Here is a 25,582-nt window from a genome sequence, read left to right on the forward strand (position 1 = left end):
TCCCGCCCCCAGCTTACTTGGCCATAGAGCCCAATAGGCATTGAGTGATAAGGACGGCTATAAATGAAAAAAATACTGTATGCACTGATATTGGTATCGGCCCTTGGCCTGCACAGCCAAGTCGATGCCCGCGCAAACGACAGCACCAAGGTGGAGCAGATACTGGCTCAAGCCCACACCCTGTATAAAGACGAAAAAAGCGGCGCCAATGCGGATTATATACCTGCTCTTGCCAAGGTCGACAGCGAGCAATTTGCCCTTGCCCTGGTTACCACAGACGGCAAGGTTTTTACCCGGGGCGACATAGACAGTCACTTTTCCATTCAGTCTATTTCCAAGGTATTTACCCTGGCGTTGGCCATGGAGCAACAAGGACCCGCGGCCATTTTGGATAAAATCGGCGCCAATGCCACCGGCCTGCCCTTTAACTCGGTCACCGCCATTGAGCTTAATCAGGCCAGATCTGTCAATCCCTTGGTAAATGCCGGAGCCATGGCCACAGTCAGCCTGATAGAGGGCGAGAACGCCGCACAAAAATGGCAAGCGATCAGTACCTGGTACGGACAATTTGCCACCACCAAGCTGGCTGTACTAGAGGATGTGTATCGTTCCGAGTCCAGCAGTAATGGCCATAACCTGGCCATTGCCGAGCTGCTTCAATCTTACGGGCGTTTTTACGGCGATGTGGATATCAACCTGGATATTTACACCCGTCAGTGCTCCGTGGGCGTAACCACCAAAGACCTGGCTATTATGGCCTCGGTGCTGGCCAACGGCGGCACTCACCCCATCAGCGGTGCAAAATTGATGAGCGCCGACAATGTTGAGCGGGTGCTGGCGGTGATGAGCACAGCAGGCTTGTACGAAACCAGCGGCGAATGGGCCTATACGGTCGGCTTGCCGGCGAAAAGCGGGGTCGGCGGCGGCATTATTGCCATTATGCCGGGCAAATTCGCCATTGCTGCCTTTTCACCGCGCCTCGATGCGGCCGGTAACAGCGTTAGAGCGCAAAAGGCCATTGATTATATTGCCGAAAAAGCCAAGGCCAATATCTTTAGTAGCCAGGATTAATTTGTAATTCTTGCTACAAGGCATGGGCCGTTAAAAAGCGCCCATGCCTGGCTCTGACGATTCCTTCTAAGAGCGCAAAATGCTACACTGGCGCCCTACTTATAATAACTTTCATCATTTATCGCCAATGAAAATAATCTCTTTCAACATTAATGGCTTACGCGCTCGCCTTCATCAACTTCAAGCACTTATCGACAAGCACCAACCGGATGTGATCGGCTTACAGGAAATCAAGGTGCATGATGAAATGTTCCCCGTTGCTGATGTCGAGGCCATGGGTTATCACGTGTATTTCCATGGTCAAAAAGCCCATTACGGCGTGGCCATGCTGACCAAGCAGCCGGCTAAAATGGTGAAAAAAGGCTTCTCCACCGACACCGATGAGCACCAAAAGCGCATGATAGCGGTCACAGTGGAAAATGCTCAGGGGGAAGATGTCACCGTGCTTAATGGTTATTTCCCCCAGGGCGATAACATCAACCATGAGACCAAGTTCCCTTATAAGCGCCAGTTTTACAGCGATCTGATGGCCGAGCTAAACACTCAATACAGCGCCGACAGCAAGTTAGTAGTAATGGGTGATATTAATATTTCGCCAATCGATCTGGATATCGGCATAGGTGAGGCCAACAAAAAGCGCTGGCTAAAAACCGGTAAATGCTCCTTCCAACCAGAAGAAAGACAATGGCTGGCCACCCTAACCAATTGGGGTCTGGTAGATACCTTTAGACAACTGCACCCGGATACTGGCGACCAATATTCCTGGTTCGATTACCGCTCCAAGGGTTTTGATGACAACCGCGGCCTGCGTATCGACGTTATTCTGGCCACTCCAGCCTTAGCGCAAACTTTGGCGCAAAGCGGCATAGACTATGAACTGCGCGGCATCGAAAAGCCATCGGATCATGCCCCTGTGTGGAGCACCTTCGAGGGCTAATTGCCATGCTCGTAAGCTTTATCGCCGTCTTACTTATACTGTTTTTCACCCTGGATAAAGCCAGTGTGAGCGGTTTGTGGCAACGTCCGGCAAGACAAACCGGGCTCTTTGCCTGTGCCCTGGTGTTGGCACTGCTGTGGCGCATTAAGGCGGGGATAGTCCCGGGCCTGGATATACATATTCTCGGCATTACCGCGGTGACCCTGATTTTAGGTTGGCGTTTAGCCAGCCTGGCGGCTGTGCTTGCCACCGCCTTGCTTGCGAGCTTTTCAACCATACCTTGGGAAAATGCCGCTGTGTTTGCTATCACCACGGCGCTTATCCCCATTTACTTTAGCTATGGCGTTTTTGTGCTGGTTTATAACCTGCTGCCGCGTCATTTATTTATCTATATCTTCGTCTGTAGTTTTCTCTGTGCGGCGCTGGCCAATTGCCTGAAAATTCTTGTCGGTGCGCTCTATTATTGGGCTATCGGCACCTATGAATGGTCTATGCTGATGGATAACTATGTGATTTTAAGTGCGCTTATCTGGTTCCCCGAAGCCATGCTCACCGGCATGGCCATGACCCTGCTGGTGATCTACCGCCCGCACTGGGTGCGCACCTTTTACGATAAGGAATACCTTGCACCATGAGTGCTTATTGCTGCCCCTTATGCCAACAGCCCTTAACCCGTGAGGGTAACAGCCTAAGCTGTGACACCGGCCACCAATTCGATTACGCCAAAGAAGGCTATATCAATTTATTACCGGTGCAATACAAGAAGTCGAAACAACCCGGCGACAATCAGGACATGGTCCAAGCCCGACGCCGTTTTCTGTCCGCCGGCCATTATCAGTTTCTGCGCCAGGCCTTGGCTGAGCGCGTCGCTGCTCTGCACCAAAGCGACACCGGGGTGATAGACATGGGCTGTGGTGAGGGCTACTACACCCATGAGCTGGCAAACCAGCTACAAGAGAATGCTCAGGTATACGGCATAGATATTGCCAAACCCGCGGTGCGCTATGGCGCCAAACGCTATAACAACTGCGAGTTTGTGGTGGCCTCGAGTAAACAGATCCCCTTGAATACGGGCTCTGCATCCGTGGTGACCAGCGTGTTTGCGCCCATTTTTGCCGAAGAAAGCGCCCGCTTATTAACGCCACAAGGGTATCTGGTGGTGGCCTCCCCCGGCCCCAAGCATTTAGCCGAGCTAAAAGAGATTATTTATAATGAAGTGCGCGAGCATCAACAGGTAGACACACCCACCGGCTTTACTCGCAGCGCCGAGCAACTACTTAGCCAGACCCTGACCCTTAGCGGCGAGCAGGCCAGAGATTTGGCCTTAATGACGCCCTTTGCCTGGAAGTTTAGCGTCGAACAATTGGCTGCGCTTGCTGCACAGCCGCAGTTTAAGGTGCAGGCCGAGTTTTACCTCAGCGAGTTTCAAAAGAGTTCCTGACGAAAGGCCTTGTCCATTTTATCAAACACATCCTTTAGCAACAGGGCCAGCTCTCGATAACGTGGCTTGGCCTTAGCCGGGGCGCCTTGGTAGCCCTGCGCCACCATTTTCGTATATAGCTCCTTGTACCAATGGGCATAAGCTGGCGGCAACGGCGAGGAAGCGCGCTTGGCAAGCCACAACAAACCTTGCACCGGCAAGGATAAAATTAATAAGGCACAGGCCAGTGCCGGACCCAAATAATACTGCCCCAGCAGTTGCAATTGCACCACTAAGCTGGTGAGCGCCAGCAGCGGCATCACCTTAATGGCGAACAAGGTGGCACTGATAATACGGTTTTCCACAAACATGGGGGCCAGCTCACGTCGCAGCGGCCAGAGTTTGGCGTAGCTATGCCCTTGTTGAATTTGTGCCATCATACTGTTTTGCATTTACGCCCCTTACAACTAACGTTTAGTGGCAATATAAGGTAAAATAGCCGGTCCCACTGCAATAATACCTTAGTCTAAATCTAGCCTTTGATCATAGCTATTATTACCAGGTTAAAAGCTATTACTTTAGGTAAACGTGGGGTTTAATTTCTGATATTCAACCACGGGTCTACCAAATGTCTGTACAACACGTCCTAGTTATAAATTGCGGCAGCTCAAGCCTAAAATTCGCAGTTATCGACGCCAGCAGCGGCGATGAACTGTTAAGCGGTTTAGCCGAGCGTCTGCATAACGACGACGCCACTTTAAAGTATAAATTCGTCGGCAACAAAGAGCAAAACGCTTTACCTGCCGGTGCCGATCACAAAATCGCCATCGACACCCTAGTCACGCTGATCCACCAATATGATCTGGCCAAGGATTTAATCGCCGTTGGTCACCGTGTAGTGCACGGCGGTGAACAGTTTACCGGCTCTCAAGTGATCACCCCGGACGTGCTTGACGTCATTACTCAGACCGCCCAACTAGCGCCACTGCATAACCCTGCCAACCTGACCGGCATTCAGGCAGCGCAAGCGGCATTTCCTGAACTAGTGCAGGTGGCCGTGTTTGATACCGCTTTCCACCAAAGCATGCCAAAACACGCGTTCTTATATGCACTCCCTTATTCTTTATATAAAGAGCATGGTGTGCGCCGTTACGGCTTCCATGGCACCAGCCATCATTATGTCTCGACTCAGGCCGTTGAAACGCTGGGGTTAGCGGCGGACAATCATCGTTTGATCACCGCCCACCTGGGTAACGGTTGCTCTGTGTGCGCCATTAAAAATGGTGCCAGCGTCGATACCAGCATGGGTCTAACGCCGTTAGAGGGCGTGGTGATGGGTACTCGCAGCGGCGATATCGACCCGGGTTTATTCGACTACCTTACCAGTCAGCTTGGTTACTCGGTCGCCGAGGTCAACACCATGTTGAATCAGCAAAGCGGTTTACTCGGCATTAGCGAACTCTCTAATGACTGTCGCACCATAGAAGAAGCCTATGTAGAGGGACACGAGCAGGCGACTTTGGCGCTGGATATCTTCTGCTACCGCCTGGCCAAACAAATTGCCGCCTACCTGGTGCCGTTAAAGGGTTTGGATGCCTTAGTCTTTACCGGCGGTATTGGTGAAAACTCGGATATTATTCGCGCCAAGGTACTTGCGCATCTGAGCTTCCTCGGCTGTCAAATTGATGAGCAGCGTAACCTGGCCGCCCGTTTCGGCAAAAGTGGCGTCATTACCAGCGAAACCAGCCTTATTACCACCATGGTGGTGCCGACCAATGAAGAATGGATGATCTGCCAAGATGCTGCGCGTCTGGCTAAAGGAGCCTAAATCATGTCTAGACGTATTATGCTTATTCCCGTATCCACCGGCGTCGGTCTGACTTCGGTGTCGGTGGGTTTGGTGCGGGCTTTGGAACAAAAAGCACTGAAGGTCAACTTTTTCAAACCCATAGCCCAGCCGCGTCGTGGCGAATGCGGCCCGGAAAAGTCCACCGCCATAGTAAAAATTGGTTCGAGCATTAACCCGCCGGAGCCGATTTCACTGGCCTATGCGGAAAAGATGATCGGCGATGGTAAGGGCAATACCTTGCTTGAAGAAATCGTTGAGCGTTTTGAAAGCGGCATTAACGACGATGAAATCGCCATTATCGAGGGCATGGTACCGACCCGTAATCAGCCCTATGCCGGGCGTGTTAACCGTGAAATTGCACAGACTCTGGGCGCCGATATCGTTTTTGTGCTGACCCCGGGCAACGACACGGTGGAAGAGCTTGAAGATAAGTTAGAAATCGCCGCTGGCAACTATGGTGGCATTGCCCACCCACGCGTATTAGGCTGTATTTTCAATAAGGTTAATGCGCCGCTTGATGAGCAAGGCCGTGCCCGCGCTGACCTGGTAGAGCAATTCAATCCGGATTTACTGGATAACGAAGTGAACCGACTGGCGTCTATGCCGCTATTTCGCAAGCATCCGTTCCAACTCCTTGGCACCATTCCCTGGGACTTTGAACTGGTGGCCCCGCGTGCCATCGATCTGGCCAATTATTTAGATGCCCGCATTATTCATCAAGGCGACCTGTTGCACCGCCGCCTGCGCCGGGTAACCTTCTGTGCCCGCACTGTGTCTAACCTGCTGAACCATATTTCTCCCGGGGTCCTGCTGGTAACGCCGGGCGACCGCTCCGATGTCCTGGTTGCAGGTTGTTTATCGGCCATGAACGGCACCAAGATAGGCGCCATTTTACTCACCGGCGGCATTGAGCCGGAACCGCGTATTATGGAGCTGTGCCAACAGGCCATGGAGCAAACCGGATTGCCTATTCTTGCCACCGAGCACGATACTTGGCGCACCTCTTTATTGCTGCACAACTTCAATTTAGAAGTACCCTGCGATGATGAGCAGCGTGTCGACAAGGTAAAATCCCATCAGGCCACCTTTATCGACTCCGACTGGCTCGATAGCCTGGCGCAGCAATCGCAAAAAACCCGTAAGTTGTCGCCACCAGCATTTCGTTATTTGTTAACAGACAAGGCCCGTCGCGCCAATAAAACTATAGTCCTGCCGGAAGGCGAAGAGCCGCGCACCATAAAAGCAGCAGCTATTTGTGGCGAGCGTGGCATTGCCAATACCGTGCTACTAGGTGACCCAGCGGAGATCACCCGCATTGCCGAACAACAAGGTGTTGAACTAAATGAGCGCGTGCATCTTGTCGACCCAGAGCAGATCCGTCGTGACTATGTGGCGCCCATGGTGGAGCTGCGTAAGAGCAAGGGATTGACCGAAGTGGTGGCCGAAGAAATGCTGCAAGACAATGTGGTGCTCGGCACCATGATGTTGGCCCAGGGCCAGGTAGATGGCTTGGTATCAGGCGCAGTAAACACCACAGCCAATACCATTCGCCCGCCACTGCAGTTGATCAAAACCGCGCCGGGCTCGTCTTTGGTTTCATCTGTCTTCTTTATGCTGCTGCCGGATCAGGTGCTGGTATATGGCGACTGCGCCATTAATCCTGATCCAACCGCCGATCAGTTGGCAGACATAGCTATTCAATCCGCTGACTCCGCCAGCGCCTTTGGCATTGAGCCGCGAGTGGCTATGATCAGCTACAGCACAGGCAGTTCAGGCGCCGGTGCCGATGTTGAAAAGGTGCGTGAAGCCACAGAGCTGGCCAAGCAAAAGCGCCCGGATCTTATCATCGACGGGCCGCTGCAATACGATGCCGCTATCATGGAGAATGTGGCCCGTAAAAAGGCGCCGGACAGCCCAGTGGCCGGTCAGGCAACCGTGTTTATCTTCCCGGATCTGAACACAGGCAACACCACCTACAAGGCGGTACAGCGTAGTGCCAATCTGGTTAGCATAGGGCCTATGCTGCAGGGAATGCGCAAACCGGTGAACGATCTTAGCCGCGGCGCCTTGGTGGATGATATTGTCTACACCATAGCTCTTACCGCAATTCAGGCGGATCAGGCCAAGGCCTAATTGCTGCCAGGCTAGAGCAAAAAACAAGAAGGGTACAGCCGATGCTGTGCCTTTTTTATTTCCTTATCAGCAACAACGAGCTCTTGCTGATCAATAAACAACCAACCAAAATAATCCAAACAATTTCAAACAGATACAACTTACCGACCACCCTACCCCCAAACTTATCCACAGCAATTGTGAGCAACTTGCATTGGCATAAATAGCCCTTATTAGGTATAACTTGGACTTAACCTAAGGGGAACGGTATGGCCAAACAAACGCTTCAATTACTCCCGCATGAATTTACCATTCATAGCTTCGACAGCACCGCTGCCATCCCGAGTATTATTTTTCAAAGCGAGGTCTACTTTGTCGGTAAAACCACCGAAGAGCTGTCCATCGTCTGCATCAGTGATATCGCCCTTGATAGCCTGGGGCAGGAGCCAGGCTGGGTGGCACTCGAAGTACTGGGGCCACTGGGCTTTTCCCTTACCGGCATTTTATCAAATATCTCCGGGGTTTTAGCCCGGGCAAATATCTCTATCTTTGCCATTTCCACCTTTGATACGGATTACATCCTAGTTAAAGGCGTAGATGCTAAAAACGCCATGAACTCGTTAAAAAAAGAAGGCTATAACGTACGTTCATAAAGCATCCCGCGCAACTGCTGCGCTTTAAGGCGCCAAGAAGAAATTGCTTATTTCGACCTGCGGCAGTTTAAATCTGCGCCCTTGGCCGCTATCATGAACCCTGATCTCGCGTCGTCGCCGCTGATTTGCTCTTGCTATCAACAGGTTGCGGCCAATGAACCCTTACTCTTTATCGGCAACGAAAACTACAGACAGATTATGACCACTATTATGTACGGTATCAGTAACTGCGATACCATTAAAAAAGCAAAAAAACATTTAGAAAATAATAATGTAGATTACCAATTCCATGATTATCGCAAACAGGGCCTGGACTTGGCACTACTTACTGAACTTGAAGCCCTGTTCGGCTGGGAAGCCATGGTTAATAAACGCGGTACTACTTACCGCCAGCTTAGCGATGAACAAAAGCAGCAGCTGGATAAGGAGCTGGCCATGACCTTGATGCTGGAATCACCTGCCTTAATCAAACGCCCAATACTGCGCACCGACAAGCATCATTTAATTGGCTTTAAGGCAGCAGAATACGACGCCATTTTTGCATAGGAAAGACTATGAGCGCAGTCATTGACCTGGCTAAAGACTTGATCCGCCGTCCTTCGGTAACCCCAAAAGACGCCGGTTGTCAGCATGTTATCGCCGAGCGTCTGGCAAAAATAGGCTTTACCAATGAGCCTATGTTTTTCGTCGATACCCTTAACACCTGGTCGCGTAAGGGTCAGGACAAGCCCAATGTGTGCTTTGCTGGCCATACCGATGTAGTGCCCGTGGGCGATGAAAAAAAATGGCGCTTTGAGCCATTTGCTGCCACCGAGCATGAGGGTTATTTACATGGTCGCGGCGCCGCCGATATGAAGGGCTCCCTTGCCGCCATGGTGGTGGCGACCGAGCGCTTTGTCGCCAGCCACCCCGAACATAAGGGATCAATTTCATTTTTGATCACCTCGGATGAAGAAGGCCCCTTTATCAACGGCACCACAAGGGTAATTGACACCCTGGAAGCTCGTAATGAAAAAATAGACATGTGCATTGTCGGTGAGCCCTCTTCCACCGACAAGCTCGGTGATGTGGTTAAAAATGGCCGCCGTGGCTCACTCACCGCGTATTTGACGGTAAAGGGCAAGCAAGGTCATGTGGCCTATCCTCATTTGGCCGATAACCCGGTGCACCATGCCAGTGGCTTCTTACAGGCCCTGTGTCAGGAAAAATGGGATGAGGGCAACGAATTTTTCCCCGCCACCAGCATGCAAATTTCTAATATCAATGCCGGTACAGGCGCGGGGAATGTGATCCCTGGCGAGCTGGAGGTGCAATTTAACTTCCGCTATAGCACAGAGTTGACCGCCGAGCAGATCAAATCCCGCGTAGTGGCCCTGCTAGGTGAGCATAAGGTTAATTACGACCTCGATTGGACGCACAACGGCCAACCCTTTATCACCGAGCCCGGCGAGCTCACCACAGCGGTACAAGGTGCCATTGAAGAGCAGATGGGGTATCAGGCCGAGCTGCAAACCAGTGGTGGCACTTCAGATGGCCGCTTTATTGCTCCCACAGGTGCCAAAGTGATTGAACTAGGGCCACGTAACGCCACCATTCATCAGGTCGATGAGTGTGTCAGTTGTGATGACCTGGAAAAACTAGCGCTGATCTACGAAGGGATCTTAAGGCGGCTGCTCACATGAGGCTCGCCTTGTGCGCCACCGGGCGCAGTGAAGAACACTTGTGTGACTGGCAAGGCCATAGCCTCAACCGTGAAGCGCTGGCGGACTTCCAGCGCCTGCAACGCCGTGCTCAAGCCGATGGCATTGACTTGCGCATTGCCTCGGCGTTTCGCTCCTTTTCCCGCCAGGCGATGATTTGGAATAACAAGTATCAAGGTGTGCGGCCTGTTTTTGATGCCCAGCAACAAGTGGTTGACCTGACTAGCCTGTCACCATTGGCACGCCTGCATGCCATTATGCTTTACTCGGCGCTGCCGGGTGCCAGCCGCCATCACTTCGGCAGTGATTTTGATGTCTGGGACCCAAGTGTGGTAGCCGAGGATTATCAATTGCAGCTCAGCCCGGATGAGTATGCCGACACCGGCCCCTTTGCCAATCTTAATCTTTGGCTCGGGGAGCACCTGCAGGAGTTTGGTTTTTATCGCCCCTATTTAAAATATCAGGGCGGTGTTGCCGCCGAGCCTTGGCATATCAGTCATGTAAGCAGTGCCGAGACGTTACAAGGTTGGCAAAACCCGGGCACCATAGCCGATGCACTGATTGAATCTGAGGTGGCAGGGAAAGAAGTGATTATTGCTCACCTTGATGAGCTCTATGAACGCTATGTGCTCACACTCTGCGACCCAGAATAAAGACTTCATAAAAAGCAAAAAGCAGCGCCAGTGCGCTGCTTTTCTTAAATTCTAACTTACTACTCTTGTTTATAACGCTCAAAGAAGCGACCTAAGCGCTGCATCGCCGGTTCCAACTCATCCTTATGAGGCAGAAATACAACACGGAAGTGATCCGGCTCCGGCCAATTAAAACCACGGCCATGCACCAAGAGGATTTTTTCCTGTTTCAGCAAGTCCAGCACCATGGTTTCATCATTGCTGATATTAAAGCGCTTGGTATCCACCTTGGCAAAAGCATAAAGCGCACCCTGAGGCTTGATACAACTGACACCCTGAATATCGTTCAACCCCCGCCAGGCAATATTGCGCTGCTCGTATAAACGACCGCCGGGCTCGATTAGCGCATCGATGGATTGCACCCCACCCAAGGCCTGTTGCACCGCATATTGAGCCGGCACATTAGCACATAAACGCATGGAGGCCAGCATGTCTAAGCCCTGAATAAGATCGCTCATACGCTGCGTTGGTCCGCTCAACACCATCCAGCCGATGCGCAAACCGGCAGCGCGATAGGTTTTCGCCAAGCCGTTAAAGGTGATCACAGGTACATCATCGCACAAAGAAGCAATAGAGCTGTGAGTGGTGCCGTCATAGAGAATCTTTTCGTAAATCTCATCGCTCAAAAGCAGTAAATTATGTTCGCGGGCCAAAGTGATTAACTCAAGCAAGAGCGCGTTGCTGTACACAGCACCGGTTGGGTTATTCGGGTTAATAAGCACCAAGGCCTTGGTTCTGGAGGTTATTTTGCTGCGAATATCTTCGATATCCGGGAACCAGTCCTGTTGCTCATCGCAGCGATAATGCACCGCCTTACCGCCGGCTAGGGTGACACAAGCGCTCCACAGGGGATAATCCGGCGCCGGGATGAGGATTTCATCGTCATTGTTCACCAGTGCCTGAGTGACCATTTGGATAAGCTCACTGACACCATTGCCGATAAAAATATTGTCTATGCTGAGGTTATGCAAACCGCGCTGTTGATAGTGCTGATAAACCGCCACTCGCGCCGAATACAAACCCTTGGAGTCGCAATAGCCCTGCGCTGAGCTAAGGTTGCGGATAATATCTTTAAGCATGTCTTCGGGCATATCAAAGCCGAAGGCCGCTGGATTACCGATGTTAAGCTTAAGTACCTTTTGCCCTTCATCTTCCATGGCCTTGGCGGCAGCCAATACAGGGCCACGAATATCGTAGCAAACCCCATGTAACTTCTGACTTTTTAATATTTCTGACATGCCTTCCCCCTTCAAATTATTACCGTTAGATTATCGACACAAGAGGGAAATAGCTATATACGATATGCCCTTAGCTATGAATTAATTTCAATTTGTTGTTGCCACTGTTTGAGCAGCACAATGCTTTGCTCTATCACGCCGGGCAGCGCATCAATTTGCGCCTGTAATACTTGGCGCTCACCCTGGCTCAAGCCATGCTCTATGATGCGCGCCGTGTCCGCCAAGGTGACGGCGCCAAATTGGGCGGCGTTAGATTTTAAACTATGGATATTGCGAATAGCATCGCTTTGCTCCGTGTCCAGCGCTTGCTCAAAGGCTCCATGTAAGCGGCTGAATTCACTGAAACAAAATGCCAAGGTGTCATCGAAATGCTCGCCTAGTAAATCTTGCATCGCCATTAAGGCCGATTCATCAATTTTTATATCCATGTTATCCGTTTTCCTTCGTAAATCAGCGCCCAGAATAGCAAATGCACACCTTGGAGCAAATAGCGAAAACCAGTACAATAACGCCATATATCAGTAAAACCCAATGTCACTATGGCTCGCCCTCTTTGCTCTCACTGTCATTACCCGCCCAGCAGCTGTGTTTGCCCCTATATCAGCAAGGTAAACAACCGCATTAAGCTTTGGGTTTTGCAACATCCTCACGAACAAAAGCAGGCCAAAAGCACCACTCCTTTGTTACAACTGGGTTTGACCAATATGCAGCTGTGCGTGGGCGAGCACCCTGAGGACTTTTCCGAAGTACGCGCCATTGCCGATAAAGCCTGCGCGCTCTTATATCCCAGTGACACAGCGGAGCCGGTGAAGCAATGCACCGCACCCTTTGAGCATATTATTGTCCTCGATGGCACCTGGAGTAAGGTGCATAGGTTATGGCAACAAAATCCCTGGCTACATAAGCTAAAGGCGCTGAGTTTTGCTCAGGTTCCTGCCAATCGCTACCATATTCGCAAGGCCAACCGTGAGCAAAGCCTGTCAACACTTGAGGCCAGCGCTTATTGTTTAGCGCAATTAGAAGGGCTCGACACCCGCCCCTTGCTGAACTTGCTTGATGGCTTTGTCACCATGCAAACCAAGCAGATGCCCGCCGCCGTTAAGCAGCGTTATCAAAAATGACCTCATCGCTTATGGCGGATAAGTACCGCCGCGGTCCGGATTATCGCTTTGGCGTGGATGTGGATTTTAGTGAGGTGCGTACCACCTTTGGCCTGCGGGCCATCAGTGTGGGACGCTGGGTCAATAATGAAGAGCGCCAAAGAGCAGCAAACCTGGTTTACGATGCCTTAGCGGATCTCACCCAAATACTGGCGGTTCCTCCAGAAGTCATTGGCCTGCGCCAGAGCTTAACCCTGGCCTTTGCACAAGGCGGCCGCCTTGGGGTCCAAGCCCATTACCAAAGCAGCACCCGCACCCTGGCTTTGGCTAAAAACGCCGGCAGTGGCGCCTTTGCCCATGAATGGTGGCATGCCTTTGATCATTACATTAGCCGTTTTTTATTTACCGGGCCGACGCCGCAGCGCGCCTTTGCCAGTAAACTCTGGCTTAGCCGCAATGACTATAATGAGCACCGACTTAATCAGCCCCTGTTACAACTCTTGCCCCATATCCTGTTAAACGAGCAGCGCACAGATAGCTCCGCCTATTTAAAGCGCTGTGCTCTACTTGATGCCAGTGCTGGTCAATATTATCTGGCCATGCCCGAAGAGCTGAGCGCTCGTGCATTTGAACACTATGTGCAAAATGCCGAGATAAAAAACCAGTATTTGGTCAGTGGCACCAAGCAGGGGGAATTGGCACGCCTGGGCGCCTTCCCCAATGACCAAGAAGCGGCGCAACTGGCACCCTGCTTTAGCCGCTATTTTGCCGCCTTAGGAAGCTCAATAAGCCGAGCCCCAAAGGCTATAGAAAGGAGCACAAAACCTTATTAAAGAGGATCTCTGGTTATGGTACAGATAGTCTCTCCACCTATTTCACTGCAACTCAGAAGTTTGTCACCCCCAGTATAACCTAAGCCTTCACCATAACTTATTGGTACACCTAATCTTCTGGCGGCGTCCAGCATACGCGCAATGCCATCGTTGCCTTGTTGGGTAAATCGATACGAACCCTTTGTATAGTGAGTTGCATTAGTTGAGATAGTATTGTTATCACTGTCCCTACCCTCCATAAACTTCAATCTTATCGTGCCATCTTTATCGATCCCTTCTAACCGAAGGAGAGCCGTGCTGTGATCACTCAAGGGCACTTCAACGACGATTTTTACATTGGGGAGAGTGCCTGTCACGGAAGCTGCTGCGGCTAAGAACTCAGACATTTTATCAGTAAATGTCATGTTTTCGTTGTAGTAGTCGGCAAGATCATTTTCTTTGTAGCTTACACCAACCAATGAATAGGCACTGTCGACGATATTGCTAGGAATAACTGTATCTTGCAAATTAGATTTTATAGCATGATATCCGTATACGGCTGCACTAAACTTTGTTGACTCAATTGAACTTAACGCCAGTGGCGTAACATAGTATTCCCTCTCCGCTATAGATAAAGACATTATGCCCCCTTCATCCAATAATTCAGAGCTGCCACTGTATTTTTTTATAACGTTATGTTCGTAATTATAGATATAAAAGTTTGCTGGGATAGCTTGTATGCTGTGGCTCTTGATAAGTGCAATAACGCGCTGTTCATACTGAGAGTTTGTGAAACAAGTATTGCATACATCCTGAATTACTTGACTGTTCGCATTAACTAATGGCGCGATTAATAGCGAACCCAAAATAATTACTTTACATATATACTTCATAAATCAAACTCCATTTAAAAACATAAACCAAACAAAATGGTAACACCATGTTAAAAAAACAAATAAACCTCCATTATGTCCATTTATGGACGTTTAGCTATCAATGAGCATCAAACACTTGCAATGCGCAAATCCTCTCCTACAGATTATCCTGACAGCTTATTGCTGCCCTTCATCACCAATTCGGCTTGCCAGGGCACTGTTTTGTCCCTTGTATTTGGCGTCTACACGGGCGTTATAGGGCTTTTCCGCCGGGCTTGAAAGGGTTTCAAAGCTCAGTGCACCGATTTTCATATTCGGGCGCAGCGCCAATGGCAGCTTACCGGAATTATAAAACTCAAGTACGATATTGCCACTCCAGCCCGGATCGATGCGGTGTGCGGTCACATGCACCATCAAGCCCAAACGGGCCAAGGATGAGCGGCCATCAAGCCAACCAACGATGTCCGCCGGCAGGGTCACAGATTCATAGGTAATGGCCAAGGCCAGCTCGCCCGGGTGCAGGAAAAACGCATCGCCCTCTTTGATGACGATTTCATCGCTCATAATGGACTCCATCGCCGCGTTAAGCTGCTCTTTTGGGCCACTTAAGTCTACATACGGCGCGCAGTGATCCTGAAACACGCGAAATTTATTGCCCAGGCGCAAATCGACGCTGACGCCTGAGATCATCTGCTCGTCGGGCTGCGGGGTGATCACAATGCGCTGATCGTTTAGGTATTCTTTTATATGGGTATCTGATAAACGCATGGTTAGTCGTCCGTTATAATAATTTCTACGCCCTGTTGAGCGCCTTGTTGATAATAAAGCTGGCTGGCGCACAGGCGCGCCGCCGCGGCAAAATAAGCCGCCATATCCTGATAGTCGTCGCTCAGGTCACCGCCTTGCTCGGAGCATTGACGAATTTCCATCGCCAGTGGTAATTGCGCCAAAATAGGCACGCCATAGCGCTGGGATAGCTGCACCGCCCCATCGGCGCCGAAAATATGGCTCGACTCGCCGCAGTGGGGGCATTGGAACTGGCTCATGTTTTCCACCAGACCTATAATGGGCACGCTCACCTTATTGAACATGGCCACCCCTTTTTGCGCGTCGGCCAGGGCTAAATCTTGTGGTGTGGTGATGATCACCGCCCCCGATGCCGGTACCTTTTGCGACATGGTCAACTGAATATCGCCGGTCCCCGGAGGCATATCGACAATAAGATAATCCAGCTCGCCCCACTGGGTTTCATTCAACAGTTGTACCAAAGCCTGGGATGCCATGGGCCCGCGCCACACAGTGGCATCGTCCGGGTCCACTAAAAAGCCGATAGACTGAGCTTTTAAGCCATGGGCTTCCATGGGCAGCAGGGTTTTCTCATCTTTGGCCTGAGGTTTCTGACCTTGCAGACCCAGCAATAAGGGAATAGAAGGACCATAAATATCGGCATCAAGAATGCCAACTCGCGCTCCTTCGTGGCGCAGTGCCATGGCCAGATTGACGGCACAGGTGGATTTACCCACACCGCCCTTGCCGGAGGCGACCATAATAATGTGTTTAATCTTGGCAAAACGCGGTTTTTCCGCCAACTGCACTTCAATGTCCACCTGTATCTCGCGGCTCAATTGCTCGCTTAAAAAAGCACCGAGTTCCGGCGCTTCCTGGGCACAGGCGAAGGGCATAACAAGCCTGCATAAACCTTGCTCACAGCTGGCCTGTACTGCCGACTCTGGCACCCCTACGGGGAAGGCGGCGCTACGATAGCGACCCAGATGTTGCCTATATTCTTGCTGCCATTGTGAACCCCGTCGTTTTGAAAACAAAGAGGGTTTTTTACCTGAGCCTAATCCAAACATAGTAACTGCATAAATAATTAAAGAAGCGTAATGAAATGTGCCGCTAAATTATGTAACATTCAGGGCATTAACACCAGTCTATTCACCCTAGGCAACGAATCTTCATCGCGCTACAGCGCCTTGATTCGATGATCTGGGTGTTCCTATCTGAGATGGAATAAGCACCTTATGGCAAAGAGAAAAATTCTCATTACAAGCGCCCTGCCTTATGCAAACGGTCCTACACACCTGGGCCACATGCTTGAGTACATTCAAACCGATATTTGGGCTCGCTTTCAAAAGTCCCAAGGACATGAAACCTATTATGTGTGTGCGGACGATGCCCACGGCACGCCAATTATGCTAAACGCACAGAAGCAAGGGATCAGCCCTGAGGAAATGGTTGCCAAGGTTAGCGTTGAACGCCAACGTGACTTTGCCGATTTTAATATCGAATTTGATAACTACCACAGCACCCACTCGGATGAGAATAAAGCGCTAAGCGAGCTTATTTATAACCGCCTTAACGACGGTGGCTATATTAAAAAGCGTACTATTTCGCAGTTGTTCGACCCGGAAAAACAAATCTTCCTACCGGATCGTTTTGTGACCGGCACCTGCCCAAGCTGTGATGCAGAAAACCAAAACGGCGACAGTTGTGATGCCTGTGGCGCCACCTACTTGCCGACCGAACTAAAATCGCCGCGCTCTGCAATGTCAGGCGCCACTCCAGTGCTGCGCGACTCGGAGCATTATTTCTTCGACCTGCCTGCTTTTGAAGGCATGCTTAAAGGTTGGCTGCATTCGGGCAGTATTCAAGATGAAATGGCCAACAAGCTAGACGAATGGTTTGCCGATGGCCTGCAGCAGTGGGATATCAGCCGCGATGCGCCTTATTTCGGTTTTGAAATCCCAGGCGCGCCGGGTAAATACTTCTATGTGTGGTTGGACGCCCCTATAGGCTATATGGCCAGCTTTAAAAACCTGTGTGATAAAAACGGTATCGACTTTGACGCTTTCTGGCGTGAAGATTCCGATGCTGAGCTGTATCACTTTATCGGTAAAGACATTATTTACTTCCATAGCCTGTTTTGGCCAGCCATGCTTGAAGGCGCCGGTTTTAGAAAGCCGACCAATGTTTTCGCCCATGGTTTTGTAACCGTCAATGGCGCCAAGATGTCTAAGTCAAAAGGCACCTTTATTAAGGCTCGTACTTACTTAGATCATCTCGACCCTGAATACTTGCGTTATTACTTTGCCGCCAAACTAAGCGGTGGTATTACTGATTTGGATTTAAACCTGGAAGATTTCGCCCAGCGCGTTAACTCAGATCTAGTCGGTAAAGTAGTAAATATTGCCAGCCGCTGCGCCGGTTTTATCACCAAGAAATTCGATGGCAAGCTAAGCGACACCAATGCCGAGCCAGCCCTGTTAGCCGAGTTTGCAGCAGCCAAAGACAGCATTGCCGAGCACTATGAAAACCGTGAATTTGGTCGTGCAGTACGCAGCATTATGGCCCTGGCCGATAAAGCCAACCAATATATTGATGCACAAGCGCCTTGGGTTTTGGCTAAAAACGAAGACACGGCGCAGCAAGCCCATGAGGTATGCAGCGTGGGTCTGAATCTGTTCCGTATCCTGATGACCTATCTGCGCCCAATTTTACCGGGCATGGCCGCTAATGTTAGCGACTTCTTAAACGATGAGCTGGCTTGGGATGGTGTCGATAAGCCGCTGCTAGGTCAGCCTATCAATAAGTTTAAAGCGCTGATGCAGCGTGTGGAAATGGATAAGGTCAACACCATGGTTGATGAATCAAAAGAAAGCCTGGCGCCACAAAGCCAAGCACTCGAGCAAGTAGCCGACAACGGCGAGTTAAAAAAAGACCCGCTGGCGGATGAAATCGAATTTGATGACTTTGCCAAGGTAGACCTGCGCGTGGCCCTTATCGCCAATGCCGAGCATGTTGAAGGTGCCGATAAGCTGCTTAAACTAACCCTAGATTTGGGTGGTCAGCAACGTCAGGTATTTTCCGGCATTAAATCTGCGTACAGCCCAGAGCAGCTGATTGGCAAACTCACTGTAATGGTTGCCAACCTTAAGCCACGTAAGATGCGCTTTGGCCTTTCTGAAGGCATGGTGCTGGCGGCAGGCCCTGGCAAGGATGAAATCTACCTGCTGGAGCCTCATGACGGCGCCAAGCCAGGTATGCGAGTGATGTAAGCATTACTGCGTGTCAGCACACAGACTCAAGGCCAGCATCACGCTGGCCTTTTCTATTTATGTACCAAGATCACCTTACCTATATTGGCGTTTTGCGCTAAACGCTGATGGGCTAGCTCTACTTCTTCCCATGGATAAACCGAGTCAATCACAGGAGTTAACTCACCACTTTGCATGCCCGCCTCACACCTTTGAAGCAGCTCTTTAACCAAAACTGATTTATATTCGCTGCTGCGATTACGCAAGGTAGAGCCGATTATTGATGCACGTTTTTGCAAGACCCTGGCGACATCCAGTTGCTGGCAATAACGCCCGCCAAGCATGGCTAAAATAACGATTTTACCGTCTTGAGCCAACACCTTAAGATTGGCATTAAGATAGTCACCGGCGACTGGGTCTATCACCAAGTCGGCATTCAAACCCTCGGCACGCATTTGCTCCCACCAATCGCTTTGACGATAATTTATCGCCACATCGGCACCTAGTTGCAAGCAGGCCTGGCGCTTTTGCTCACTGCCCACAGTGACCACCACCTTGGCGCCAAAATACTTGGCCAACTTAATCGCGGCCGTGCCAACGCCACTGGCACCACCATGAACCAAGAGGGTGTGCCCGGCGCCAAACCCAGGATACTGACGCAGAGCATCATAAGCGGTTAAAAACACCTCACAAAAGCCCGCCCCTTCCAAGGCGCTAAAATTAGCAGGTAGCGTCAGACAGTGACCCTGATCCACGGCCACATATTGACCATAACCACCACCAGCGCACAGCGCCATTACCTCTTGACCCAGCCATTTATTGTCGGCTCCCTCACCCAAGGCAACCACTTCACCGCACACTTCTAACCCTAAAGTAGGACTATCCCCGGGAGGGGGCGGATAATGGCCTTGGCGCTGTAATAAATCGGCGCGATTAACGCCCGCTGCACTGACTTTTATCAGTAATTGCTCTTTTTTAGCCTGAATCCTTGTTGACTCGACGATAACTAGCTGTTTATTTTCATTTAAATTAATTGTTAGCATTGTGTAATACCAAATTGTCGTAGTATGATTGAGATTGTACCTGTTAGGATAGAACTACAACTAAAATAGTAATTATGAGCCGCTACTGAGAAATTAACTAGAATATTTTTATTAGAATTTGTACTCGGTAACTGTTTTAATGCTATCCTAAAAAAATCTGCTGGGAGGATAGATTGATGACTCAATATAATGAAATAAAAGCCATTTGTGACGAGCTGCATCGCGCCGGTACACCAATCACACTGGAAGTTTTATTACAACGTGTTAACGGTGAGCGCTCGAGCGTACTTGAACATTACCGCCAATGGCGCAGCGAGGACCGCTCCGCTCGTCCACAAGATACACAACAACCGACCCAGGTAAGCGGTATGGATATTGAGTTCTCAGAACAATTTGTGAAGGCTTTTAAGGCACAATCTCAGGCTTTTGCCAATGCCCAGCTCGCCCCAGTACAGGCACAGCTAGAAGAAATGGTTCAGGCCGAGCAACTCGCGGTGCAAAGTCTAGATAACTTGCAGCAGCAATATCAGCAACTATCCCAGCAAAATGAAGAACTAAACAACAAGGTTGCCGCCCGCCAAGAGCAAATTGATGCCCAAGCAGCCGAATTAGCACAACAGCAACAGCAACTGGCCAGCGCTGAACAGCAACTTGAAGCAGCCCAGTCAGAAAACGAACAAAAAATTGCTACCCTAAAACAGCGTATCGATAACTTCGATAATGATTATGCCGCCCTTGCCCAAGAGCGCGATGAATTACTGCAACAACGTGACGAACTAGTCCACAAACACAGTCAGTTAGAGCAGGAAAAATCCGATATCGACGTGCAAATCGAACGTTTGCAGCAGCAAATAGAAGAGCAGCAGCCTTTGGTTGAGCGCATGAAAACCGAAAACAGCATGCTCAAAGAGCAAAGCGCCATCGCCGCCAAGCACCAAGAGAGCCAGCGCGAAGACATTCGTCAGCTACGTGAGCAAAACAAGGGACAGACTCAAGAGCTACAAGAGCTTAAAGAGACCCATGCGCAAGCCCAGCAAGAAAATGACAAGCTGCATGAGCAAGTGCGTTTCTTAAAGAATAACTCGGCGTCTACCATTGAGCGTTTGACCGCCAGTAACGATCAATCCCAGCAAAAAATCAGAGAGTTGGAAGAGCGCTTAGCGAATAAAGACGCTGAAACTCAGGGTATTATCGATGAGAATAAACGCCTTGGTGAACAAATCACCTTCTTGAAGCAAAATTCAACTTCAACGCTGGAGCGCTTGTCTAAGAGTGCAACCCTGGCGCAAAGTCGTCTTAGCGAACTGGAGTCAAGCCTGGCTGAAACCCATGCCGAGCTTGAGCGTTTGCGCACGGAGGACAATGAAGAAGCAAAAAAGTACATGGGTGATGGCATGAGTTCCGCCCAAAGAGCATAAAAAATGAGGCGCCGAGTTGGCGCCTTTTTACAATTTATGCCCACTGCCATCACCACAACTTTTCTCCCCTTGCCAATAACTTTCGCTGCTGCGCCCGCGCGGCGGCAAATACCAATTCTGTTAAGTATGTGATCAGAGATAGCGCTGGATAAATGATGTGATAACAAGGCGGGATCTTTCTTATGTAGTTATTCTCCATAAAAAAATTCCAACACAGTTAGCATGATATTTAGCCTGCTAGAATGATTAGCTATTTAAGTGAATTGGTATAATCACTATCAATAATGAAAATACCTTAAGCCGTTGCTGTGGTTAGCTTTATCCTGGCGGCTAGGATAGAGTATTGGTTAGATAATATTCTTGTGGATGAAGCATGAACTTACGTCAGGTCGATCTTAATCTATTGGTGTATTTGCATATCCTTATCGAGGAGCGCAGCGTCTCTGCGGCGGCAAACCGGCTGGCACTGACACAAAGTGCCATGAGTAACGCCTTAAAACGGCTGCGCGACCTGTTTGGCGACCCTTTATTGGTGCGCAGCGGCAGTGTCATGATGTGCACCGAAAAAGCCTTGGCGTTGCAGCCCCAGTTAGAACACTTTCTGACCCTGGCGCAGGCTATCACTACACAAGAGCAAGACTTTGACCCAAGCAGCAGCGAACATACCTTTCGCATTATGGCCAATGAGTTTTTGGTAGCCTCTTTGCTCGTGCCCTTTATTAGCGAGGTGCTCAGTGCCTATCAGGGCATTAATATCGACCTGATCAATCCCAGTGATGTCACCCTAAGCGAGCTTGAACATGGCCAGGTCGATATCGCCATTGACCGTTTTACCCGTATGCCCGCCTCGTTTCATCAGGCCACTTTGTGGCGAGACAACTACTGCTGCCTTACCGCCAAGACGCACCCGCTACAACAAAACCTGGAGCTCGAGACCTATCTGGCCAACCCGCATGTATGGCTTAACCGCAGCGGTTTTGGCCCAGAGCCGATGATCAAAAACCGTGAGCCGCAAAAATTAGGCTGGGTTGATCAAGCTCTGGTGCAATTAGGTGAGCGTCGAAATATTCGCGTCTACGCCCGCCATCACAGCCTGATCCCCGCATTGTGTGCAGACTCACAGCTCATCGCCACTTTACCAAGGCGCCTGGCAGAACATATTATCACCACCAGCAAGGCGCCTTTGGCCCTGTGTGCCGTACCCTTCCCCATAGTGCCCATTGGCGTCTCCATGCTCTGGAGCCCATTGGTACACCACAGCCCGGCCCATATCTGGCTAAGACAACAATTACAAAGTTACACCTAGATAATTTATAGCATCAATACCTGATATCGATATCATCCATTTCATTAATAGAGTGTTTGGCTCTAAGGTAAGTTATACCAATTCTGTTAAGTATGTGATCAGAGATAGCGCTGGATAAATGATGTGATAACAAGGCGGAATTTCTCTTATGTAGTTATTCTACATATAAAAATTTCAACACAGTTAGCGCGATATTTAGCCCGCTAGAATGATTAGCTATTTAAGTGAATTGGTATTACAGCAACAACAAGCCGATGGAGGCACCCATGCTAAGACGCCAATACAAACACTACGACTGCATTCATATTAATACTGAATTAGATCTTTTTATTCGCACTCAGCTGCAAGCCTGTGCTTCGCCCATGAACCTTGAAGAGTTTTATCAAGCCTTGGCACAGCTTAATGATGAGTTTGGTGGCCGTTGCCGCGCCTGTGGCGACAACAAGGTGACCTTGGATGCGCTACGCGAGCACTACCCGAACGCCGCCAGTGTCAACAACACACAAGCGGATATTCTTGATGAAAACAACTGCCCTATTCCGGTCTCCATGCTGTTTATCATGCTTGATGAACTTGGTCTGGCGCCGCGATTAGGCAGCAAGGACGCCGCTCGTCTGCGTGCCCGCCAATTGCTTCAAGGTGCGATTGCCGCTTAATTAAAACAGCTTAGGCTTTGTTTAGCATGGCAAGGCCTTAATTATGGCGGCGATCACCATTTTTGTGGGTACGCCCTGCTCCAAGCTGCTGCGCGTATCCAGTTGGAACAGCTGTTCATGGCTGGCAACCACCTCAGTTAAGGCGGCAAACAGGCTTGATGCCGCCGCATTCAACTGCAAGTGCTCTAACATCAAGACCGCCGCCCAAACACTGGCACAGGGATTGGCCAGACCGCTGCCGGCAATACGCCGAAATGGCCCATGACTGGGCTCAAACAAGGCCAGCTCATGGTTACAATTGACGCTCGGGATAATACCCACGCCGCCGACCAGGGATGCCGCTAAATCGGCGATAAGATCTCCCGCCAGGTTATTGCACACCATCACATCGAAACTGTCGGCCTGTTGTGGCAGCCTCTGCATCACCTGATCCAGCATCATCTGCTCAACTTGTATCTCAGTGCCCCCGGCACCGGGCAAAAGATAGTGCTGCTGACAATCACTTACTGTCAGTTGATATTCTTTACGCAAATAATCAAGCGCCCAGCGTTGGAATTGACCTTCGGTGAGCTGCCAGGCATTACTTTTATGCACCAGGGTGATTTTTTTTCGCCTCTGACTAATGGCATAGTCGGCAGCTTGTTTTATCAGCCGCTCGGTGGCCGCTTGTGAGCAGTTTTTAATGGCAAGAGCGCAGTTATCAACAAAACGTAGCCTATGATAGCCAAGCTCCTGCTCCAATACCTCAATCAAACGCCCTGCATCCGGGCTATTGGCAGCCAGCTCAATACTGGCAAAGCTGTCTTCGCTGCATTCACGAAAGACCACCAAATCTATGCCATCGGGATTTTTGAGCGGTGAAGGTAAACCGGGTATGGTCTTGATCACCCGCATATTGCAAAACAGATCCAGCTCTTCACGCAGGGCAATATTAAGCGAACGAAAGCCGCCGCCAATGGCACTACTCATGGGCCCTTTCAATGCTACCTTAAGTTCACGCAGCGCCGATATGGTGGCCTGCGGGAACCATTCGCCATCTCCCTCTTTGGCTGCCTGCTCGCCGAGTAATAACGGCTGCCAGCTGATTTTCTGGCTATCGCCATAACAGCGCTTAAGTACAAGATCCACCAACCCTCGCACCAAGGGCATCACATCCGGGCCTATGCCATCGCCATCTATATAGGCTACCGCTAAACTCTGCTGCTGTGTCATAAGGGTGTTCCTAGGGTCTGTTTATCTTTGCGGTTTACTTTATGTTCAATCTAAACGCATTCTGATGAATATAATCACTAATTTATGTGGTCAAATTCATCCATGAAGCTTGGTTACATCGCGCATCCATGCGCTCACCTCGCTAAGCTGCGAAGCATTGCTTCGGTCTTGCTCGCCTATGTTCATAGCGAGTAACACAGAGCAGGATGCGTTTAGATGAACCCGTAGGGCAGCGCTTGTAGCGCATTTCTACTGCGTTGTTACATGTTTATGTAGAATAACTACACCACACATGTGCCGCCTTGTATAAATACACTACAAACTGCTGCAGAAACAAACAACAAAGGTCAACAGACCCTGGTCACTTTTTTTAAGTTATACCAAGGTCTTAGTTAGTTTGCTAATTCCAGGCTAGCGTATTGATTATTCATTATATTAATAGCGCGATAGGTGCACATAGCTGAGCCTGGCATTTACAAATTTATATATATTTCATGGCCTAAGATACTAGCGGTGCTAGACTCAAAAAGTTGATCAGTATTAGCGGTAACTTGTATGCGGTATCTAAGAAATCATTTACAACAAGGTTTTCGACAGCGACCTTGGCAGCATCTAACCCTAGGGATCGCTCTGCTTCTTTCCAGCACAGCTTACGGGCACAACAAAAGCATTACCTGGCTCACTCTGGATTTCGAGCCCTACTATATTTTCAATGGCGCCAGTGTCGGCCAGGGGCGCGATGAGCAAGTGATCCGCTTACTGCAACAGCAGTTACCGGAATATGACTTTAAATTTATGGCCATTCCCAGCAGCCATTTATTAACCGAGCTGCGCCATAAACAAAGCACCTATTGTTTATTATCCCTGTATAAAACCGAGCAACGCCGCTCTGAATTGCACTTTAGCGATCAGTATTCCACCATAGGTTTATCACCGGCTCTGATCATGCACAAAGAAGTGGCGCAGCAATTAGGCTTAACTCCAGGCGCACCTCAGTCTTTGACTCATTTGTTGAGCGAGCATCATCTGCGTTTAGGCCTGCCTATGGGCCGCTCCTACGGCAATGAGCTCGATACTGTAATAGCCCAAGTGCCTAAATCCCAGTTAACAACCCGACCTGGGCGCGATGTGCTTGCCAGCCTCACCTATATGCTGGCCAAAAAGCGTCTCGATATCTTGCTAAGTTATCCCAGCGAATATCAATATCTAAGCGAGAAAATGGGGTTAAATGAGCAGCTCAGTATTTTCCCTATCAGCGAAGCACCGGCCCTAAGCTATGGCTATATCGCCTGCAGTAACAATGAATTAGGAAAACAACAGTTAAAAGTATTGGCACCGGCACTGCAGCAGGTGGTGGCAAGCGATACCTACAAGGATGTGATGCTGCAATGGTTACCCACGGCATTAAGACCACGCCTACAACAAGCGCTGTAGGCGTGTGAGAAGGAAGG

At 49.9% G+C, this 25,582-nt stretch carries 25 protein-coding genes; 17 read left to right on the top strand and 8 right to left on the bottom strand.

What is annotated here, in order from left to right:
- The first annotated feature begins 63 nt into the window (after positions 1 to 63).
- The 4 genes from glsA to rlmA all read left to right on the top strand — a co-directional run bounded on the left by glsA (position 64) and on the right by rlmA (position 3,449).
- A complete protein-coding gene (glsA, locus tag WCN91_RS12845; RefSeq protein WP_342679662.1) occupies positions 64 to 1,071 on the top strand; it encodes a glutaminase A in 1,008 nt (335 codons plus the stop codon).
- A gap of 127 nt (positions 1,072 to 1,198) precedes the next feature.
- Positions 1,199 to 2,008 (top strand): exodeoxyribonuclease III, encoded by an 810-nt coding sequence (xthA, locus tag WCN91_RS12850; RefSeq protein ID WP_342679664.1) that lies wholly within the window; start codon positions 1,199 to 1,201, stop codon positions 2,006 to 2,008.
- A 5-nt stretch (positions 2,009 to 2,013) separates the two neighbouring features.
- A complete protein-coding gene (locus WCN91_RS12855; protein WP_342679665.1) occupies positions 2,014 to 2,643 on the top strand; it encodes an energy-coupling factor ABC transporter permease in 630 nt (209 codons plus the stop codon).
- Positions 2,640 to 3,449, top strand: coding sequence for a 23S rRNA (guanine(745)-N(1))-methyltransferase (gene rlmA / locus WCN91_RS12860; RefSeq protein ID WP_342679667.1), 810 nt, complete (start codon positions 2,640 to 2,642; stop codon positions 3,447 to 3,449). The genes WCN91_RS12855 and rlmA overlap by 4 nt, the downstream gene beginning before the upstream one ends.
- Here rlmA and yfbV read toward each other — a convergent pair.
- Positions 3,434 to 3,880, bottom strand: a complete 447-nt coding sequence (gene yfbV / locus WCN91_RS12865; RefSeq protein ID WP_342679669.1) for a terminus macrodomain insulation protein YfbV — start codon at positions 3,878 to 3,880, stop codon at positions 3,434 to 3,436. The two genes, rlmA and yfbV, sit on opposite strands and share 16 nt — an antisense overlap.
- Before the next feature lie 176 nt (positions 3,881 to 4,056).
- Between yfbV and WCN91_RS12870 the strand changes: the two genes are divergently transcribed.
- From WCN91_RS12870 to WCN91_RS12895, 6 genes are all read left to right on the top strand, one after another.
- Positions 4,057 to 5,256, top strand: a complete 1,200-nt coding sequence (locus WCN91_RS12870) for an acetate kinase (protein ID WP_342679671.1) — start codon at positions 4,057 to 4,059, stop codon at positions 5,254 to 5,256.
- Positions 5,257 to 5,259: 3 nt separating this feature from the next.
- Positions 5,260 to 7,410 (top strand): phosphate acetyltransferase, encoded by a 2,151-nt coding sequence (gene pta, locus WCN91_RS12875; RefSeq protein WP_342679673.1) that lies wholly within the window; start codon positions 5,260 to 5,262, stop codon positions 7,408 to 7,410.
- A gap of 248 nt (positions 7,411 to 7,658) precedes the next feature.
- The gene (locus tag WCN91_RS12880; RefSeq protein WP_342679675.1) at positions 7,659 to 8,042 is read left to right on the top strand and encodes an ACT domain-containing protein; all 384 of its coding nucleotides are present in this window, start codon (positions 7,659 to 7,661) and stop codon (positions 8,040 to 8,042) included.
- Positions 8,043 to 8,240: 198 nt separating this feature from the next.
- Positions 8,241 to 8,588, top strand: coding sequence for an ArsC family reductase (locus WCN91_RS12885; RefSeq protein ID WP_342679748.1), 348 nt, complete (start codon positions 8,241 to 8,243; stop codon positions 8,586 to 8,588).
- An 8-nt stretch (positions 8,589 to 8,596) separates the two neighbouring features.
- Positions 8,597 to 9,724, top strand: a complete 1,128-nt coding sequence (gene dapE, locus WCN91_RS12890; RefSeq protein ID WP_342679676.1) for a succinyl-diaminopimelate desuccinylase — start codon at positions 8,597 to 8,599, stop codon at positions 9,722 to 9,724.
- Positions 9,721 to 10,395 carry a M15 family metallopeptidase gene (locus WCN91_RS12895; protein ID WP_342679678.1) on the top strand — a complete coding sequence of 225 codons (675 nt, stop codon included), beginning with the start codon at positions 9,721 to 9,723 and terminating at the stop codon, positions 10,393 to 10,395. Before dapE ends, WCN91_RS12895 begins: the two co-directional genes overlap by 4 nt.
- A 59-nt stretch (positions 10,396 to 10,454) precedes the next feature.
- Here WCN91_RS12895 and WCN91_RS12900 read toward each other — a convergent pair whose 3' ends face one another.
- Entirely contained in the window at positions 10,455 to 11,672 is a 1,218-nt protein-coding gene (locus tag WCN91_RS12900) for a pyridoxal phosphate-dependent aminotransferase (RefSeq protein WP_342679680.1), read from the bottom strand.
- A 74-nt stretch (positions 11,673 to 11,746) separates the two neighbouring features.
- Positions 11,747 to 12,100 carry an Hpt domain-containing protein gene (locus tag WCN91_RS12905; RefSeq protein WP_342679682.1) on the bottom strand — a complete coding sequence of 118 codons (354 nt, stop codon included), beginning with the start codon at positions 12,098 to 12,100 and terminating at the stop codon, positions 11,747 to 11,749.
- Positions 12,101 to 12,211: 111 nt separating this feature from the next.
- Between WCN91_RS12905 and WCN91_RS12910 the strand changes: the two genes are divergently transcribed.
- Together WCN91_RS12910 and WCN91_RS12915 are read left to right on the top strand one after the other, a co-directional pair.
- Positions 12,212 to 12,793 (top strand): tRNA-uridine aminocarboxypropyltransferase, encoded by a 582-nt coding sequence (locus WCN91_RS12910; RefSeq protein WP_342679684.1) that lies wholly within the window; start codon positions 12,212 to 12,214, stop codon positions 12,791 to 12,793.
- Positions 12,790 to 13,605, top strand: coding sequence for a CLCA_X family protein (locus WCN91_RS12915; protein WP_342679685.1), 816 nt, complete (start codon positions 12,790 to 12,792; stop codon positions 13,603 to 13,605). Before WCN91_RS12910 ends, WCN91_RS12915 begins: the two co-directional genes overlap by 4 nt.
- Here WCN91_RS12915 and WCN91_RS12920 read toward each other — a convergent pair.
- The 3 genes from WCN91_RS12920 to apbC form a co-directional block, all read right to left on the bottom strand.
- The gene (locus WCN91_RS12920) at positions 13,602 to 14,477 is read right to left on the bottom strand and encodes a hypothetical protein (protein ID WP_342679686.1); all 876 of its coding nucleotides are present in this window, start codon (positions 14,475 to 14,477) and stop codon (positions 13,602 to 13,604) included. The genes WCN91_RS12915 and WCN91_RS12920 overlap by 4 nt on opposite strands.
- Before the next feature lie 159 nt (positions 14,478 to 14,636).
- Complete coding sequence (gene dcd / locus WCN91_RS12925; RefSeq protein ID WP_105189543.1) at positions 14,637 to 15,227, bottom strand: dCTP deaminase; 591 nt, start codon at positions 15,225 to 15,227, stop codon at positions 14,637 to 14,639.
- Between the two features lie 2 nt (positions 15,228 to 15,229).
- Positions 15,230 to 16,315, bottom strand: a complete 1,086-nt coding sequence (gene apbC / locus WCN91_RS12930; RefSeq protein WP_342679689.1) for an iron-sulfur cluster carrier protein ApbC — start codon at positions 16,313 to 16,315, stop codon at positions 15,230 to 15,232.
- A 168-nt stretch (positions 16,316 to 16,483) separates the two neighbouring features.
- Between apbC and metG the strand changes: the two genes are divergently transcribed.
- Entirely contained in the window at positions 16,484 to 18,517 is a 2,034-nt protein-coding gene (metG, locus tag WCN91_RS12935; protein ID WP_342679691.1) for a methionine--tRNA ligase, read from the top strand.
- Positions 18,518 to 18,570: 53 nt separating this feature from the next.
- Here metG and WCN91_RS12940 read toward each other — a convergent pair whose 3' ends face one another.
- Positions 18,571 to 19,539 carry an NAD(P)H-quinone oxidoreductase gene (locus WCN91_RS12940; protein WP_342679693.1) on the bottom strand — a complete coding sequence of 323 codons (969 nt, stop codon included), beginning with the start codon at positions 19,537 to 19,539 and terminating at the stop codon, positions 18,571 to 18,573.
- A 176-nt stretch (positions 19,540 to 19,715) separates the two neighbouring features.
- Here WCN91_RS12940 and WCN91_RS12945 point away from each other — a divergent pair, with 176 nt between their 5' ends.
- From WCN91_RS12945 to WCN91_RS12955, 3 genes are all read left to right on the top strand, one after another.
- Complete coding sequence (locus WCN91_RS12945) at positions 19,716 to 20,957, top strand: DNA-binding protein (RefSeq protein ID WP_342679695.1); 1,242 nt, start codon at positions 19,716 to 19,718, stop codon at positions 20,955 to 20,957.
- Positions 20,958 to 21,330: 373 nt separating this feature from the next.
- A complete protein-coding gene (locus WCN91_RS12950) occupies positions 21,331 to 22,263 on the top strand; it encodes a LysR family transcriptional regulator (protein ID WP_342679697.1) in 933 nt (310 codons plus the stop codon).
- Positions 22,264 to 22,529: 266 nt separating this feature from the next.
- Complete coding sequence (locus WCN91_RS12955; RefSeq protein ID WP_342679699.1) at positions 22,530 to 22,919, top strand: hypothetical protein; 390 nt, start codon at positions 22,530 to 22,532, stop codon at positions 22,917 to 22,919.
- Positions 22,920 to 22,940: 21 nt separating this feature from the next.
- Here WCN91_RS12955 and WCN91_RS12960 read toward each other — a convergent pair whose 3' ends face one another.
- The gene (locus WCN91_RS12960) at positions 22,941 to 24,131 is read right to left on the bottom strand and encodes an isocitrate/isopropylmalate family dehydrogenase (RefSeq protein ID WP_342679701.1); all 1,191 of its coding nucleotides are present in this window, start codon (positions 24,129 to 24,131) and stop codon (positions 22,941 to 22,943) included.
- A gap of 555 nt (positions 24,132 to 24,686) precedes the next feature.
- Between WCN91_RS12960 and WCN91_RS12965 the strand changes: the two genes are divergently transcribed.
- Positions 24,687 to 25,565, top strand: coding sequence for a TIGR02285 family protein (locus WCN91_RS12965; protein ID WP_342679703.1), 879 nt, complete (start codon positions 24,687 to 24,689; stop codon positions 25,563 to 25,565).
- Positions 25,566 to 25,582 lie beyond the last annotated feature (17 nt).

The sequence above is a fragment of the Pseudoalteromonas qingdaonensis genome (assembly GCF_038739665.1).
GTDB lineage: Bacteria > Pseudomonadota > Gammaproteobacteria > Enterobacterales > Alteromonadaceae > Pseudoalteromonas > Pseudoalteromonas qingdaonensis.

Coding starts and splice junctions, on each gene's coding strand:
- glsA (WP_342679662.1), top strand. CDS start 64: ATGAAAAAAATACTGTATGCACTGATATTGGTATCGGCCCTTGGCCTG.
- xthA (WP_342679664.1), top strand. CDS start 1,199: ATGAAAATAATCTCTTTCAACATTAATGGCTTACGCGCTCGCCTTCAT.
- WCN91_RS12855 (WP_342679665.1), top strand. CDS start 2,014: ATGCTCGTAAGCTTTATCGCCGTCTTACTTATACTGTTTTTCACCCTG.
- rlmA (WP_342679667.1), top strand. CDS start 2,640: ATGAGTGCTTATTGCTGCCCCTTATGCCAACAGCCCTTAACCCGTGAG.
- yfbV (WP_342679669.1), bottom strand. CDS start 3,880: ATGCAAAACAGTATGATGGCACAAATTCAACAAGGGCATAGCTACGCC.
- WCN91_RS12870 (WP_342679671.1), top strand. CDS start 4,057: ATGTCTGTACAACACGTCCTAGTTATAAATTGCGGCAGCTCAAGCCTA.
- pta (WP_342679673.1), top strand. CDS start 5,260: ATGTCTAGACGTATTATGCTTATTCCCGTATCCACCGGCGTCGGTCTG.
- WCN91_RS12880 (WP_342679675.1), top strand. CDS start 7,659: ATGGCCAAACAAACGCTTCAATTACTCCCGCATGAATTTACCATTCAT.
- WCN91_RS12885 (WP_342679748.1), top strand. CDS start 8,241: ATGACCACTATTATGTACGGTATCAGTAACTGCGATACCATTAAAAAA.
- dapE (WP_342679676.1), top strand. CDS start 8,597: ATGAGCGCAGTCATTGACCTGGCTAAAGACTTGATCCGCCGTCCTTCG.
- WCN91_RS12895 (WP_342679678.1), top strand. CDS start 9,721: ATGAGGCTCGCCTTGTGCGCCACCGGGCGCAGTGAAGAACACTTGTGT.
- WCN91_RS12900 (WP_342679680.1), bottom strand. CDS start 11,672: ATGTCAGAAATATTAAAAAGTCAGAAGTTACATGGGGTTTGCTACGAT.
- WCN91_RS12905 (WP_342679682.1), bottom strand. CDS start 12,100: ATGGATATAAAAATTGATGAATCGGCCTTAATGGCGATGCAAGATTTA.
- WCN91_RS12910 (WP_342679684.1), top strand. CDS start 12,212: ATGGCTCGCCCTCTTTGCTCTCACTGTCATTACCCGCCCAGCAGCTGT.
- WCN91_RS12915 (WP_342679685.1), top strand. CDS start 12,790: ATGACCTCATCGCTTATGGCGGATAAGTACCGCCGCGGTCCGGATTAT.
- WCN91_RS12920 (WP_342679686.1), bottom strand. CDS start 14,477: ATGAAGTATATATGTAAAGTAATTATTTTGGGTTCGCTATTAATCGCG.
- dcd (WP_105189543.1), bottom strand. CDS start 15,227: ATGCGTTTATCAGATACCCATATAAAAGAATACCTAAACGATCAGCGC.
- apbC (WP_342679689.1), bottom strand. CDS start 16,315: ATGTTTGGATTAGGCTCAGGTAAAAAACCCTCTTTGTTTTCAAAACGA.
- metG (WP_342679691.1), top strand. CDS start 16,484: ATGGCAAAGAGAAAAATTCTCATTACAAGCGCCCTGCCTTATGCAAAC.
- WCN91_RS12940 (WP_342679693.1), bottom strand. CDS start 19,539: ATGCTAACAATTAATTTAAATGAAAATAAACAGCTAGTTATCGTCGAG.
- WCN91_RS12945 (WP_342679695.1), top strand. CDS start 19,716: ATGACTCAATATAATGAAATAAAAGCCATTTGTGACGAGCTGCATCGC.
- WCN91_RS12950 (WP_342679697.1), top strand. CDS start 21,331: ATGAACTTACGTCAGGTCGATCTTAATCTATTGGTGTATTTGCATATC.
- WCN91_RS12955 (WP_342679699.1), top strand. CDS start 22,530: ATGCTAAGACGCCAATACAAACACTACGACTGCATTCATATTAATACT.
- WCN91_RS12960 (WP_342679701.1), bottom strand. CDS start 24,131: ATGACACAGCAGCAGAGTTTAGCGGTAGCCTATATAGATGGCGATGGC.
- WCN91_RS12965 (WP_342679703.1), top strand. CDS start 24,687: ATGCGGTATCTAAGAAATCATTTACAACAAGGTTTTCGACAGCGACCT.